Below are 14,560 nucleotides of genomic sequence, written 5' to 3' on the forward strand. Positions count from 1 at the left end.
CCGTGCGGAGGGCCGGTGGCCGGGCCGAACGAAAGGAGGCGCAGGTCAGCGGGAATCCTCCCGGCTCACCCAGCCCCGCTCCCGGGCGTGCCAGCCCAGCTGGAGCCGGGTCGTCACCCCGGCCAGTTCCATCAGCCGCCGCACCCGGCGCTGGACCGTCCGCAGGCCCAGGTCGAGCTGTTTGGCCACGCTCGCGTCGGTCATCCCGGCCAGCAGCAGGGACAGCACCTCCAGATCGGTGGCGTCGGGGCCGTCCGGCTCTTCCTCGGTCACCCCGCAGGCGCCGAGGCGCAGCGGCAGCGCCTCCCGCCACACCGACTCGAACAGCCCGGCGAGCAGCTCCAGCAGCCCGCTGGCGTGCACCACCAGCGCGGCCGGCTCCGCGGTCCGCGATGTCAGCGGCACCATCGCGAGCGAGCGGTCGGCCACCACCAGCTTGGTCGGCACCCGGTCCACCACCCGGACCCGCTCGTCCCGGCCGAGCGCCGCCGTCAGCTCGGTCAGCCCGTGGGGGAGGTCCAGTACCGCGCGCTCCACGACCACCCGGTAGCGCACCCCGCGCCCGGCCGCCTGCTCCTCGGCGTCGTTCTCCATGCCGGACACGACCACCGGAGCGCCGGTGACCAGCGCGCACACCTCGTCGGCCGCGCCCAGCTGGAGCTGGAGGAAGCGCTGGGCGACCGCCGAGGCGCCGGTCACCACCTCCACCAGGTCGTGCACCGCCGGTTCGGCCGCCGCAGCCCGGTACTCCTCCGCCAGCAGCGCCGCCGCCAGCTCCGCCTTCTCCAGCTCGTGCCGCTGCTGGGTGAGCAGCGCGCCCAGCGCCACCCCGGGCGGCGCCGCGACCCAGCGGCCCGGCCGTGCCGAGGACTGGGCCGCCAGACCCTGCCGCTCCAGCCGGCGCAGCGTCCGCTCGGTGTCCTGCTCGGCCAGCGTCAGGCGCCGCGCCAGATCGGCCACGTCGGCCGCGCCCACGGACACCAGCGCCCGGTACGCCGCCTCGTGGGTCTCGTCCAGCCCTATCGCCGCGAGCATCGGCCCACGTCCCTCCCCTGTGCACACGTCACCGAGGCGGATCGCCCTGGCGGAAACCGGCCACGGCGCAAACCCGCCGCGGGACATCATCGCCGTAGGGGTGGGGACTCTGCCAAGGTGGCAGCACCGGGCGGTCCTCCCGTGGGGGGTGGGGCCGCCCGGTGGTCACCCGCCGGTTCTCGTACGGCAGTTCACCCCCTCACCCGACACGCCCTTCAACGCGGCCGATGCGCCGGGATTTTCCTGATGCCCCGTTTTCCTACGGCCCGCGCGGTGGACAATTACGGGCATGAGCCAGCAGGGGGGAAGACCCGCCCGTCATGAGGACGACTGGTGGGGCCAGCTGTACGACGACTCCACCCAGGACACGGGTCCCACGGCAGCGCCCGATTCCCTGGACGACCGGTACGCCTCGGCGCGGAACGCGGTGGCGGGGCGCCCGGAGCCCGCACTCCCGCCACCGGCGCCCGAGAAGGCGGCGGTGCCGCCGCAGCGGGCCGCGCCGCATCCGCCGGCAGAGCCGGCCCAGCCCGCCGAGCCCGCCGAGCCCGCCCTCCTCCCCGCCGACCCCGCCGACCACGTCGACTACGTCGGTTCCGGCCCTCCCACCTACGACCCCGAACCCACCGCGCTGCCGCCCGCCGACCCGGACGGGCTCGGTGAACTGGTCGCGGACACCGTGCTGGACGGCGCCCGGTACGGGACGTGGACGCTGCGGGCCGTCTCGCTGCGCGGGGACTCGGCGCGCTACCGGGGCGAGCCGCGCCGGGACTCGCTGCTCACCGCGCGGTTCGGGACGGGGGAGCAGGCGCTGGTCCTGGTCGCGATGGCGACCGGCGCGCGGGCCACGCCCGGCGCGCACCTGGCGGCGGCCGAGGCGTGCCGGTGGATCGGGCGGGCCGTGGGCCGCAGCCACCAGCGGCTCGTGGAGGACATCAGCGCGGCCCGCCGCGGCGACCTGAAGTCCGGCCTGCACCGGCTCACCGACCGCACGCTCGGCAAGCTCCGCGCGAGCGCCGCCGAACAGGGCCTGGACCCCGAGGAGTACAGGGCGAGCCTGCGCTGTCTGCTGCTGCCGGCCGGCCCGGAGTGCCGTACCCGCGTGTTCTTCGGCGTCGGCGACGGCGGGCTGTTCCGGCTGCGGGACGGCGCCTGGCAGGACATCGAGCCGAGCGTGCCGTCCGACGGCGGCACCGGCGCCCCCGGCGCCGGCTCCGGCTCGCCGCCCGAGCGGACCCCCGAGGGCGACCGGCTGACGATGGACCTCGGCATCCCGACCCCGCCGAGCCCCTTCGAACCCGCCGGGCCGGCCCCGGAGCCGCCCCGCGAGCCGTTCCGCTTCCGGGCCTCGGTAGCCCGTCCGGGTGATGCGCTGGTGATGTGCACGGCGGGCCTGGCCGAGCCGCTGCGCGGCGAGCCCGCCCTCTGCGCCTACCTGGCCCGGCGCTGGTCCTGCCGTACCCCGCCGGGCCTCGCCGCCTTCCTCGCCGACGCCCAGGTGCGGGTGAAGGGCTACGCCGACGACCGTACGGCGGCCGCCGTGTGGGAGGCGTAACCGCGGCCCCTGTGACTGGATGGGGGTATGGGCAGACAGAACGTAGCCGAGCAGTTCGTCGACATCCTCGTCCGCGCCGGCGTGCGCCGCCTCTACGGTGTCGTCGGCGACAGCCTCAACCCGGTCGTGGACGCCGTCCGCCGCAACGCCGCCATCGACTGGATCCACGTACGCCACGAGGAGTCCGCCGCCTTCGCGGCCGGTGCGGAGGCCCAGATCACCGGGAGGCTGGCCGCCTGCGCCGGCTCCTGCGGCCCGGGGAACCTGCACCTGATCAACGGCCTGTACGACGCCCACCGCTCGATGGCCCCGGTGCTCGCGCTCGCCTCGCACATCCCGTCGAGCGAGATCGGCCTCGGTTACTTCCAGGAGACCCACCCGGACCGGCTGTTCCAGGAGTGCAGTCACTACAGCGAGCTGATCTCCAGCCCGAAGCAGATGCCCCGGCTGCTGCAGACCGCCATCCAGCACGCGGTCGGGCAGAGCGGGGTGAGCGTGGTGTCGCTGCCCGGGGACATCGCCGCCGAACCGGCCCCGGAGAAGGCCGCGCAGAGCGCGCTCGTCACCTCCCGGCCCACCGTGCGGCCCGGTGACGCCGAGATCGACCGGCTCGTGGAGATGATCGACGCGGCCGGCAAGGTCACCCTGTTCTGCGGCAGCGGCACGGCCGGCGCCCACGCCGAGGTGATGGAGTTCGCCGGGAGGATCAAGGCACCGGTGGGGCACGCGCTGCGCGGCAAGGAGTACATCCAGTACGACAACCCGTACGACGTCGGCATGAGCGGACTGCTCGGCTACGGCGCCGCCTACGAGGCCACCCACGAGTGCGATCTGCTGCTGCTGCTCGGCACCGACTTCCCGTACAACGCGTTCCTGCCCGACGACGTGAGGATCGCCCAGGTCGACGTGCGGCCCGAGGTGCTCGGCCGCCGCTCCCGGCTCGACCTCGCCGTGTGGGGCGATGTGCGCGAGACGCTGCGGTGTCTGATCCCGCGGGTGAAGGAGAAGACGAACCGGCGGTTCCTCGACCGGATGCTGAGGAAACACGCGGACGCGCTGGAGGGCGTGGTCAAGGCGTACACCCGGAAGGTCGACAAGCACATCCCGATCCACCCCGAGTACGTGGCCGCCGTCCTGGACGAGGTCGCCGACGACGACGCCGTGTTCACCGTCGACACCGGGATGTGCAACGTCTGGGCCGCCCGGTACGTCTCGCCCAACGGCCGCCGGCGGATCATCGGTTCCTTCTCGCACGGCTCGATGGCGAACGCGCTGCCGATGGCCATCGGCGCGCAGTTCACCGACCGGCGCCGGCAGGTGGTCTCGATGTCCGGGGACGGCGGATTCTCCATGCTGATGGGGGACTTCCTCACGCTGGTGCAGTACGACCTGCCGGTCAAGGTGGTGCTGTTCGACAACTCCTCCCTCGGCATGGTCGAGTTGGAGATGCTGGTCGCCGGGCTGCCCTCGTACGGCACCGCCAACACCAACCCCGACTTCGCCGCCGTCGCCCGGGCCTGCGGCGCCCACGGGGTGCGGGTGGAGAAGCCCAAGCAGCTCGCCGGGGCGCTCAAGGACGCCTTCCGGCACAAGGGACCGGCCCTGGTGGACATCGTCACCGACCCCAACGCCCTGTCCATCCCGCCGAAGATCAGCGCCGAGATGGTCACCGGGTTCGCGCTGTCCGCCTCCAAGATCGTGCTGGAGGGCGGGGTCGGCCGGATGCTCCAGATGGCCCGCTCCAATCTGCGCAACGTACCGCGGCCGTAGGGGGGTGATTTCGGCCAGTTTCACGTGGCGTGACGACGTGACGGCAACCGGTGCCGGAGGCGGCCGGACCGGTGTCGCGGGGCGTCGGTGGCGTGCAGCGGCGTCCGGGGAGCCCGGGGCGGGGGTCAGGAGCGGCCGGGCGGCCCGTCGGGACGGTGCGCGGATATGGCCGAACCACCGTCGATCGGGCATACGCCAGGACTGCCCCGGAGTCTGCTGGGCAAGCATCCCCCGTGAACGTGTTCGACCAGGAGGGGCAGGGACCGGCGGCGTGCGGGCGGGGGTCATGAAGAGGCAGGCACGAGGGGGCGGTCCCATGGCTGTAGGGGCCTTCTCGGCGGCAACGGGGGAAGAGACCGACACCATCACCGATCACGCACGGCGCCTCAGGCGCAGGCTGGGCCGGGCCGACCTCAGGGCGGTGCCGGAGGCCCGCCGGGCGCTGCGCGAGCTGCTGCGGCACTGGGGCAAACCGGGCCGCTCGGAGATCGCCGAACTGCTCACCAGCGAACTCGTCACCAACGCGCTCGTCCACACCGACGATGACGCCGTCCTCACGGCCGTCGTGGAGGACGGCGGACTGCGCGTGGAGGTACGGGACTTCGTGGCCCGCAGACCCGAGGTGCGCGGCCCCGGCACGGACGACGACACCCACGGCCGGGGCATGGTGCTGGTGCAGTCCCTCGCCGACGCCTGGGGCGTACGGTCGCACGGGGTGGGCAAGTCGGTGTGGTTCGAACTCGGCGCCGAGGCGGCGTGAGGCGCGGTGCCGACCGGAGGGGCGGGGTGACAACGGGACGGGGGCGCGACCCGCGCGGTCACGCCCCCGTCCCGTACCGCGGTCCCACCGCGGGTCCGGCGGTCAGCCGAACTGCTGCTCCAGGTCCTTGAGTTTGCGCTCCAGGGAGTCCAGGCGCGGCAGGGCCATGGTGTCGTCCTCGGCGGTGAGGTCGACGGTCACCGGTTCAGCCCCGCTGGGGACCGGCTGAAGGGAGGGCCGAGCGCGGACGGGCAGTTGCTCCGCGCTCGATATGGCAGGCTCCGCGGTCGCCTGCGCCGGTCCACGCTCCACCTGCACCTCGACCTCCCGGCCGGCACCCCGGCCCACGAAGCCGCGGTGGCCCCGGCTGATCGCCTTGAGCTGGGCGCGCTCCACCCGCTGCTGGTCGCGCCGGCGCTGCCGGGCCTCCTCCTTCTGCCGCTTGTCCTCGCGGACCTCCTCGACCGCCTCGTCGAGGCTGCGCACGCCCTCCAGGAGCATCAGCGACCAGGCCCTGTAGGTCTCGCGGGGCGCCCGTACCCAGCGCACGATCCGGATCTGCGGCAGCGGACGCGGCACCAGGCCCTGCTCGCGCAGCGCGGCCCGGCGGGTCTGCTTCAGCGCCCGGTCGAACAGCACCGCCGCCGACAGCGACATGCCGGAGAAGAACTGCGGAGCGCCGGCGTGACCCACGCCGCGCGGCGCGTGCACCCAGTTGAACCAGGCCGCGGCGGCCGCGAACAGCCAGACCAGTATCCGCGAGCCGAGGGCCGCGTCGCCGTGGCTGGCCTCGCGCACCGCGAGGACGGAGCAGAACATCGCCGCGCCGTCCAGGCCGAAGGGCACCAGGTACTGCCAGCCGTCGGTCAGCCCGAGGTTCTGTTCGCCGAAGCCGACGAGGCCGTGGAAGGACAGGGCTGCCGCGACCGCCGCACAGCAGAACAGGAGCACATAGGAGGCCGTGCCGTAGATGGCCTCCTTGCGCCTGCGGCGCTCCTCGCTGCGCTCCCAGGAGTCGTCCGCGCTCGCGTTCTCCCCGGAGGAGCGCTTGCCGCGCGCGAGCACCGCCACCGCCGCCAGCATCCCCAGGAGCAGTACGGCGCCCGGAAGCAGCCAGTTCAGCGATATGTCGGTCAGTCTCATCAGGGGTCCCTTGCATTGGGATAGGGCGTAACGCCCGCCATAGTGGCCCACTCCCGAGGGCCCTCAGGGGGTTTCGGGGCAAGAGGCCGCCATAGAGGTGCAAGGGGATGCCCAGGACGGCGTTCTGTTCGAACTGCCGCTTGACGGACTGGAGTTGAGTTCGAATAAAACTACCCGGACGGATGGTTCCGTGGGAACTTCGTACGGCGCCCGGGGGAGTGTGACCCTCAAGCGGCGGCAGTGGCCGTGAGCCTGGCGGTCCGGTCGCTGTCGCAGGTGCGCGGGCAGGTGGCGCAGGTGTCCTGCGGGCGGACGGTGTAGAACATGCAGCAGCTCGCCCGGTCCCGGGTGGCCAGCGGCGCGCCGTCCGGGCCGGTCAGCGTCCGGAACCCGGCGGCACCGGCGTACGGCAGGGTCGCCCCCGGCAGCAGCAGTTCCAGCTCCCGCACGGCCCGCTCCGCCTCCCGCTCGCCGAACAGCCGCGCGACATACCACAGCCCCTCCACGACCTCGTCGGTCGCCATGCCCCACAGCGCGCGCCCGCGCCGCCGCATCCGGGGCCCGAACGCGGCGAGCACCGGCTCCAGATGCTCGGCCACGGCCGCCCGCACCTCGGCCCGCAGCGCCTCCTCGTCCGGGACGACGACGGTGCCGGGCAGCGCGGCGGCGGGGTCGCCCGGCAGGCAGGCGAGGGAGGCGGGGCGGCGTACGGCCATCCGGCCGGCCGCGCGGTCGTAGCGGACGTGGGTCACGGGCAGCCGGGGGACCCGGCGGTGCAGGAACCACGGGACGGTGATCAGCAGGCAGGCGGGCCAGGCGTAGCGGTGCAGGCCGAAGCTCGCGACGACGTCCGGGCGGGCCACCCGGCCGTAGTCCCGCACCACCTGGGCCGCGTCCCAGGCCAGGAAGGCGTCCAGCTCCGCGCCGCCCGCGGCGAGCCCGTCGGCGCCCACCCAGCCCGCGCCGGCGGGCATCGGGTCGTCCGGGCCCAGCTCGGTCACGGTCAGGCCGGGGAAGGCCGCGGTGAGGCGGTCGTACGCGGCGGTGAGCGGCGAGGCCGCAGCGGGCATGGCGGAACCACCGGTCCTTGGACGCGTCCGTGATCGCGGACTGGGTTGAGCAGGTAAGCCTTACCTTACCCAAGGTCGTCGGAATTTGAACTGTCGCCCGGTGCGCCTAAGGTGCTTGACGGACAAGCGACAACCCGTCGTTAATGACCCCAAGTACCGACAAGCCGCCAGGAGGACCCGTGAAGCAGGGCGCGCAGGGCTCCCCGGGCACTCCGGTCGCCGCCCGGGTGCCGGCGCAGCAGCGGCCCGCGGGCGGCGCGGAGTGCGGCCGGGAGCGGGACGCCGCCGTGCCGGGCGCGGTGCGCGGCGAGCACACCCACGGCGAGCGGCCGGTCCCCGAGCCGCGGGCCGCGGTACAGCGTTCCTCGGTGCGCGGGCAGATCCTCGACGCGCTGCGCACGGCACTGGTCACCGGCGAACTCACACCGGGCGAGGTCTACTCGGCGCCGGTGCTCGGCGAGCGCTTCGGCGTCTCGGCCACACCGGTGCGGGAGGCCATGCAGCAGCTCGCGCAGGAGGGCGCCGTCGAGGTCGTGCCCAACCGTGGCTTCCGGGTGGTCGAGCGCGGGGCGCGGGAGCTGGCCGAGCTGGCCGAGGTGCGCGCGCTCATCGAGGTGCCGGTGATGTTGCGGCTCGCCCGTACGGTGCCGGCCGAGCGGTGGGCCGAGCTGCGGCCGCTCGCGGAGGAGACGGTACGCGCGGCCGCCTCCGGCTGTCCGGCGACGTACGCGGAGTCCGACCGCGCCTTCCACCGCGCACTGCTCGCCCTCGCGGGCAACGAGCAGTTGGTCCGCATCGCCGAGGACCTGCACCGGCGCTCACAGTGGCCGCCGGTGCGGCGGGGACGGGCCGAGCTGGTCGCCGACGCGGCGCAGCACACGGCTCTGCTGGACGCGTTGGCGCTCGGGGACGTGGATGTGGTGCGGGGGTTGGCCGGGGAGCACTTCGCGGGCGCGTGCTGAACTGTGCCGGTCCGGCGGACGGCCTTCCTGTCGCATCGGCCAACGGATTTCAGCCACTCGGTTGCTGCTGTGGCGGTGGTGTGCTAAGTGTCCGTATCTCGTCACGCAGCGCGACCGCCGCGCGGTGCCGGGAACCGGCATTCGACGCGTATGAGCGCGAACTTCGGTGGTTTCTCCGGAGGTTGGATGGCGATTGCCGTTCGATGTCATGAATGTCTGGTGTGGCCGAAGATCGCATTTGTCCGACCCCATGTTCCCCCTAGGTTTCGTAGGCAGTGGCCGGGAAGCGTCGTTCGCTTCCGGTCACGGCACACAACCAGCAGTGCAACGGGAGGAACGTTCCATGAAACGCACCATCGCACTCGTCTCCGCCTCGGCCGCCGTGGCCGCCGGCCTGCTCGTCGCGGGTTCCGGCGCGGCGAACGCCGCTGAGGCGAGGGGCCGTGAGTGCGCCCAGACGGGTGACTACATCTACCTCTTCGTCGACAAGGAGTGCGGCGGGGGCTGGGCCCGGTTCAAGGCGGACGACCGCAACCTGAACAACAACAAGACGAACCGGGGCGCCGCGATCGACAACCGCCCCAGCTCGATGATCAACCGTTCGGGCCATGACGCGTGGCTCTACACCGGCGCCAACTTCACCGGCTACAAGTACGTGGCCAAGAAGCACAGCATCGACCTGAGCTTCGCGAACAACCCGCACATCGACAACGCCGTCAGCTCGGTCGACTGGCGCTGACCGCAAGGCGATCGGCCGACGGACCGCAGTCGCAGCCGTCCCTGCGCTGCGGGCCGTCCATGGAGTCCCTTCCCGGCGTGGAGCAGCCGCGTCGGGCTTTCGTCCGTCTGGAGCCGTTCCGTTGATAGCCACACGTGTTGTCTGCACCGTGCTGCTGCTGGCCGCGGCAGCCGGCTGTACCTCCGTGGAGGGGGCGCGGCGGTCGGAGGCGGTGAAGACCGTGCGGCCCGTCCCGGCGCAGGATGCCGTGGTCCCGAACGAGGACGTCACGTCGCTGGTGCTGCCGTTCGACGCCTACGACCTCACCGAGTCGCAGTTCGCCGAGGTCGAGAACGCCCGCGACGTCCTCACCGGCGTCTGTATGCGGGAGCGTGGTCAGCCGTGGACGGTCCTCGTACGGCCGGTCCACGTCCCCCAGGTGGCCAACCGGCGCCGCTATGGCGTTCTGGAGGCCCGTGTGGCCTCCAGGTGGGGCTATCACGCCCCGGCGGCCCTGATGGACCCTCAGGGGGTGAAAGCGGCCGTGCGCCGACGCGAGAGCCTGCTCACGCGGGAGCAGAGGAAGGCCCTGGAAGGCGAGTCGGGCTGTGACCGGCGGGCGCAGCACGACCTCGGCGGCCAGGAGGCGGATTTCTCCCTGCTGAACCAGGTGGGGGCCGCGATCTTCGAGAAGGCGCGGCGCAGCGGGCCGGTGCGGCGTGCGGCGCTGGCGTGGCAGGGGTGCATGCGGTCGGCCGGCCACCGGTACGCCGATCCGTTCGAGGTGGTGGCGGATCCGCGGTGGAGGGCCGACACGACGGCCGGGGCGTCGGCGGCCGAGAAGAAGACGGCCGGGGCGGACGTGCGGTGCAAGGCGCGGTCAGGCTACACGGAGGCGTTCCGGAACGTCGAGCGGCGCCTTCAGAGCGAGGCGGTCGGGCGGCATCGGGGCTACTTCGCGGGCCTGGCGGCGGCCAAGCGAAGGGAACTGGACAGGGCGCGGAGGGTGCTGAAGGGGCAATGAGCGGGTAGCGTCGCCGTGCGCCGGTGTGACGCCCCGGACGGTGGCGGCCGGCTGCGGATCCGCACGCCTCGCCCCTACGCCGTCGCTGCCCCTATGCCGTCGCCGCCCCCGCCGCCGGCGGGGCCAGCTGGCTCGCCAGCCACGTCGGCACCCCACCCAGCAGTCGGAACAAGCGGCGGGCCTCCTCGCGCAGCCGGGACGCCTCGGGTTCCTCCTCCGTGTCGGCCAGGGACACCAGCGCGGGCGCCGTGCCCACCAGGTAGCCCAACTCCTCCCGGATCCGGAGGGATTCGGCGAAGCCGTGCCGCGCTTCCGCCAACTCGCCGTCCCGCAGCGCGAGTCCCGCCAGGTGTCGCCAGGTGAAGGACAGCAGCAACGGGTCGGCGTTGGCCGTGGCGGCAGCGTGCGCGCGACGGAACGCGGCGCGGGCCGCCTGCGGGGCGCCGGCCAGGTTCTGGGCCACCAGCCCGCGCCGGAAGTCCAGCAGGGCCCGCCCCGACGCCCCGGGAGGGATCAGCGCCGCCGCCCGGCCCAGCGCGGCCCGCGCCTCGTCGGCCCGGTCGCGCACCCCGAGCAGTGTGGCGGCGTACGCCAGGTAGCCCCGCTCGCACGCGGCGGCGCCCCGCTCCTCGTCGCTGTGCGCCAGCGCCTCCGCCGTCCGCAGCGCGTCCTCCGCCTCCTCCCAGCCCCGCTCGGTGTACAGACACCGTTCGGTCAGCAGGGCGGCCCGCTGCAGCGCCGGCTCGGGCCGGTCGGCGGGCAGCAGGGCCGCCGCGTCGGCCCAGCAGGCCCGGCTGCGCAACCGCCATACCGCGGTCTGGAGCGGATCGTCACCGGTGGTTCCGTTACCAGACATGGCGGTATGCGCCACGTTGCCCTCCCCGAGCACGCCATCGAGCTGTTGAGTGGTGGCGGCATTCCAGCACCAATCGCGGCGCCCGGCCAAGAGGCTGGGTGAAAGATTTCACAAAGTCGTGGGGCGTGGGCGTGACCGGGTTTGGCCGCCGCACGCCCCCGCTGACCTCAGCTCATGCGCAGGGCCAGGAAGAAGTCCAGCTTGTCCTCCAGGCGGGACAGGTCCCGTCCCGTCAACTGCTCGATCCGGCCCACCCGGTAGCGCAGCGTGTTGACGTGCAGGTGGAGCCGGGTCGCGCAGCGGGTCCAGGAGCCGTCGGAGTCGAGGAACGCCTCCAGGGTCGGTATCAGCTCGGCCCGGTGCCGGCGGTCGTAGTCCTTCAGCGGGTCCAGCAGCCGGGCCGTGAACGCGCGGCGGACGTCGTCCGGGACGAAGGGCAGCAGCAGGACGTGGCTGGCCAGCTCCTGGTGGCCGGCCGCGCAGACCCGGCCGGAGCGGGCGGCGGCCACCCGGCGGGCGTGCCGGGCCTCCTCCAGGGCGCCGCGCAGGCCCTCCGCCGAGTGCACGGCCGCGCTGACCCCGAGGGTGAGCCGGCCGTCGTCGTCCAGGCCCGCCGACAGCGGCTCGCGGACCGACTGCAGCAGGGCGTCGGCGAGCAGCCCGGTCTCCGAGCCGTCGTGCTCGGAGGCGACCGCGGGCAGCGGGACCAGGGCGATCGCCTCGCCGCCGGTGTGCGCGACGGCGATCCGGTCGGAGGGCTCGGGGCCGGTCGCCTGCGGGTCGACCAGCACCTCCTCCAGCAGGGACTGGGCGACCGGGCCGCCGTCGACCTCGTCCCCCTCCCACTCCACGCGGGCCACCACGACCTGCCAGTGCGGGGCCGCCCCGAGCCCGGGCAGCAGCACCGGCGCCGCCACCCTGAGGCGGGCGGCGATCTCGGCGGGCGCGGCGCCCGTCTGTACCAGCTCCAGCACCTCCTGGGCGAGCCGGCGCCGGACCGTGCGGGCCGCGTCCCGGCGGTCCCGCTCGACGGCGATCAGCTGGGTGACGCCCTGGAGCAGGTCCAGACGCTCCCCGGGCCAGTCGCCCGCGTCCGCCTCCACCGCCAGCAGCCAGTCCGACAGGACCGTCTCGCGCACATCGCGGGCGGCCTGCGGGGAGCGGCCGGAGGAGCGGATCGGGAACAGGGAGTACGTGGTGCCGTGCAGCGGGACCCGGTACGGGCCGCGGCGGCCGGTGCGGGTGGCCGCCAGGTGCTCGGCGGCGAGCTTCGCGCAGGTCTCGGCGGGCAGCGCCGGGCCCGCTTCCTTGGAGCCGGCGATCATCCGGCCGGTGGGGGAGAGCACCCAGGCGCGCAGGTCCAGGTCGGAGCCGAGCAGGTCCAGGACCACGTCCGGGCCGCCGCCCGCCGGGCCGGAGGTCATCATCCGCCGGTGCCGGTCCACGACGGCCGCCAGGTCGCCGGCGCGCTCCCCGGAGACCTGCCGGACGACATGCTCGGTGATCGTCGCGAACGCCACCGACTCGTGCACCGCGAACAGCGGCAGCCGGTGCTTGGCGCAGGCCAGCACCAGATCGTCCGGTACATCGCCCAGCTCGGCCTCGCCGGCCGCCAGGGCCGCCACCCCGGCCTGCACCAGGATGCGCACGAACGGCTCGGAGTCGGCGGCGTCCCGGCGCCAGGCCAGGCCCGTCAGCACCAGCTCGCCCCCGGAGAGGTACCGGCTCGGGTCGCGCAGGTCGGTGGTCATCACCCCGCGTACCGAGCGGTCCAGCTCGTCCTCGCCGCCGAGCAGCCGCAGGCCCAGCGCATCGGTGTCCAGCAGTGCGCGCAGCCGCATCTCGTCGCCGCCGTTCTTTGTCTCGAAACCTACGATGGATCTTGGAGGGGGGCCGGGAAGGGGCCCGATGAGGGGCCGTACCGGCCGGAAACCGGGCTCGCCGTGCCGTTACCTGCGTTTCCCCAGGAAAACGGAGAGGTTACCGATGACCTCCGTTCATACGAATCTACAAGATGCTCCCCCTGGCCAGCGAACTCCTTCATGGTTTCGGTGACTGACCCCGCCGGAGCACAGGGCGGTGTACTGAGTCCACTCCGCGTTAACAGCACATGAACGAGCCGGGACCGCCGCACACGGATTGGCTCAATCTGTACGACCCACGAGACGAAGAAGAAGAGAGCCGGTCATGGACTTCCTTCGCCCCGCCAGCTGGGAGGAGGCGCTCGCCGCGAAGGCCGAGCACCCCACCGCTGTGCCGATTGCGGGTGGCACCGATGTGATGGTCGAGATCAACTTCGACCACCGCCGGCCCGAGTACCTCCTCGACCTCAACCGCATCGGCGACCTCTACGAGTGGGAGGTCGGCGAGGACACCGTACGGCTGGGTGCCTCCGTCCCGTACACCAGGATCATGGAGAACCTCCGTGCCGAGCTGCCGGGCCTCGCGCTCGCCTCGCACACGGTCGCCTCCCCGCAGATCCGCAACCGCGGCGGCGTCGGCGGCAACCTCGGCACGGCCTCGCCCGCGGGCGACGCCCACCCCGCCCTCCTCGCGGCCGGCGCCGAGGTCGAGGTGGCGTCGGCGGCCCGCGGCACCCGCCTCATCCCGATCGACGCGTTCTACACGGGCGTCAAGCGCAACGCGCTCCAGCCCGACGAGCTGATCCGCGCCGTCCACATCAAGAAGGCCGACGGCCCGCAGCAGTACTCGAAGGTCGGCACCCGCAACGCCATGGTCATCGCCGTGTGCGCCTTCGGGCTCGCCCTGCATCCCGAGACCCGGACCGTGCGCACCGGCATCGGCTCGGCCGCCCCCACCCCGGTGCGGGCCAAGGCCGCCGAGGAGTTCCTGAACGCGGCCCTGGAGGAGGGCGGCTTCTGGGACAACGGGAAGATCATCACCCCGTCGGTCGCCAAGCAGTTCGCGGACCTGTGCTCGGCCGCCTGCAACCCGATCGACGACGTCCGGGGCACCGCCAGCTACCGCCGGCACGCGGTAGGCGTCATGGCCCGCCGGACGCTGACCTGGACCTGGGAGTCGTACCGCGGCGCCCGCCGTACCACCGAGGGAGCTGCGTGATGCGCGTCAACTTCACCGTCAACGGACGCCCGCAGGAGGCCGACGACGTCTGGGAGGGCGAGTCCCTGCTGTACGTCCTGCGCGAACGCCTCGGCCTGCCGGGTTCCAAGAACGCCTGTGAGCAGGGCGAGTGCGGTTCCTGCACCGTGCGCCTGGACGGCGTGCCCGTCTGCTCCTGCCTGGTCGCGGCCGGCCAGGTCGAGGGCCGCGACGTCGTGACCGTCGAGGGCCTCGCGGATTACGCCAAGCAGCGCGCCGAGCACGGCGGTTGCGCGACCGGCGCCTGCGGTACGTCGCTGCAGGACGCCCAGCAGTGGCAGGCCAAGGGCACCGACTCGCAGACCGGCGAGGGCACCGAACTCTCCCCGATCCAGCAGGCCTTCATCGACGCCGGCGCCGTCCAGTGCGGCTTCTGCACCCCGGGTCTGCTCGTCGCCGCCGACGAGATGCTGGAGCGCAACCCGAACCCGACCGACGCCGACATCCGTGAGGCGCTGTCGGGCAACCTGTGCCGCTGCACGGGCTACGAGAAGATCATGGACGCGGTCCGCCTGGCCGCGGCCCGCCAGTCCGAGGGGGTCTGAGC

At 73.4% G+C, this 14,560-nt stretch carries 13 protein-coding genes; 8 read left to right on the plus strand and 5 right to left on the minus strand.

Translation table 11 applies throughout. From position 1 onward, the window contains the following. Nucleotides 1-45: 45 nt before the first annotated feature. Nucleotides 46-1,035 (minus strand): helix-turn-helix domain-containing protein, encoded by a 990-nt coding sequence (locus ACZ4U1_RS12850; protein WP_467902708.1) that lies wholly within the window; start codon nucleotides 1,033-1,035, stop codon nucleotides 46-48. A gap of 289 nt (nucleotides 1,036-1,324) precedes the next feature. Between ACZ4U1_RS12850 and ACZ4U1_RS12855 the strand changes: the two genes are divergently transcribed. The 3 genes from ACZ4U1_RS12855 to ACZ4U1_RS12865 all read left to right on the plus strand — a co-directional run bounded on the left by ACZ4U1_RS12855 (nucleotide 1,325) and on the right by ACZ4U1_RS12865 (nucleotide 5,120). Next, complete coding sequence (locus ACZ4U1_RS12855) at nucleotides 1,325-2,590, plus strand: protein phosphatase 2C domain-containing protein (protein ID WP_467902710.1); 1,266 nt, start codon at nucleotides 1,325-1,327, stop codon at nucleotides 2,588-2,590. A 27-nt stretch (nucleotides 2,591-2,617) separates the two neighbouring features. Next, on the plus strand, nucleotides 2,618-4,360 hold the full coding sequence (locus ACZ4U1_RS12860; protein WP_467902711.1) for a pyruvate dehydrogenase: 1,743 nt from the start codon (nucleotides 2,618-2,620) through the stop codon (nucleotides 4,358-4,360). 316 nt (nucleotides 4,361-4,676) lie between these two features. After that, nucleotides 4,677-5,120, plus strand: coding sequence for an ATP-binding protein (locus ACZ4U1_RS12865; protein ID WP_467902713.1), 444 nt, complete (start codon nucleotides 4,677-4,679; stop codon nucleotides 5,118-5,120). 102 nt (nucleotides 5,121-5,222) lie between these two features. Here the strand turns inward: ACZ4U1_RS12865 and ACZ4U1_RS12870 are convergent, their stop codons facing one another. Both ACZ4U1_RS12870 and ACZ4U1_RS12875 read right to left on the minus strand, forming a co-directional pair. Further along, nucleotides 5,223-6,263 carry a DUF2637 domain-containing protein gene (locus tag ACZ4U1_RS12870; RefSeq protein WP_467902715.1) on the minus strand — a complete coding sequence of 347 codons (1,041 nt, stop codon included), beginning with the start codon at nucleotides 6,261-6,263 and terminating at the stop codon, nucleotides 5,223-5,225. 227 nt (nucleotides 6,264-6,490) lie between these two features. Further along, nucleotides 6,491-7,333: a (2Fe-2S)-binding protein gene (locus tag ACZ4U1_RS12875; protein ID WP_467902717.1), complete on the minus strand. Its 843-nt coding sequence runs from the start codon at nucleotides 7,331-7,333 to the stop codon at nucleotides 6,491-6,493. Between the two features lie 179 nt (nucleotides 7,334-7,512). Here ACZ4U1_RS12875 and ACZ4U1_RS12880 point away from each other — a divergent pair, with 179 nt between their 5' ends. From ACZ4U1_RS12880 to ACZ4U1_RS12890, 3 genes are all read left to right on the plus strand, one after another. Further along, entirely contained in the window at nucleotides 7,513-8,295 is a 783-nt protein-coding gene (locus tag ACZ4U1_RS12880; protein WP_467902718.1) for a GntR family transcriptional regulator, read from the plus strand. 343 nt (nucleotides 8,296-8,638) lie between these two features. Further along, entirely contained in the window at nucleotides 8,639-9,034 is a 396-nt protein-coding gene (locus ACZ4U1_RS12885) for a peptidase inhibitor family I36 protein (RefSeq protein ID WP_467902720.1), read from the plus strand. 148 nt (nucleotides 9,035-9,182) lie between these two features. Further along, nucleotides 9,183-10,037, plus strand: coding sequence for a hypothetical protein (locus ACZ4U1_RS12890; protein ID WP_467902722.1), 855 nt, complete (start codon nucleotides 9,183-9,185; stop codon nucleotides 10,035-10,037). 91 nt (nucleotides 10,038-10,128) lie between these two features. On the opposite strand, the gene ACZ4U1_RS12895 is transcribed toward ACZ4U1_RS12890, so the two are convergent. Together ACZ4U1_RS12895 and ACZ4U1_RS12900 are read right to left on the minus strand one after the other, a co-directional pair. Next, the gene (locus tag ACZ4U1_RS12895) at nucleotides 10,129-10,893 is read right to left on the minus strand and encodes a hypothetical protein (RefSeq protein ID WP_467902723.1); all 765 of its coding nucleotides are present in this window, start codon (nucleotides 10,891-10,893) and stop codon (nucleotides 10,129-10,131) included. A gap of 167 nt (nucleotides 10,894-11,060) precedes the next feature. Further along, a complete protein-coding gene (locus tag ACZ4U1_RS12900) occupies nucleotides 11,061-12,734 on the minus strand; it encodes a PucR family transcriptional regulator (RefSeq protein ID WP_467902724.1) in 1,674 nt (557 codons plus the stop codon). A gap of 346 nt (nucleotides 12,735-13,080) precedes the next feature. Between ACZ4U1_RS12900 and ACZ4U1_RS12905 the strand changes: the two genes are divergently transcribed. After that, complete coding sequence (locus ACZ4U1_RS12905) at nucleotides 13,081-13,974, plus strand: FAD binding domain-containing protein (RefSeq protein ID WP_467902725.1); 894 nt, start codon at nucleotides 13,081-13,083, stop codon at nucleotides 13,972-13,974. Beyond that, nucleotides 13,974-14,558 (plus strand): (2Fe-2S)-binding protein, encoded by a 585-nt coding sequence (locus ACZ4U1_RS12910; protein ID WP_467902726.1) that lies wholly within the window; start codon nucleotides 13,974-13,976, stop codon nucleotides 14,556-14,558. Before ACZ4U1_RS12905 ends, ACZ4U1_RS12910 begins: the two co-directional genes overlap by 1 nt. Nucleotides 14,559-14,560 lie beyond the last annotated feature (2 nt).

The organism is Streptomyces sp. NPDC028928 (assembly GCF_055564915.1).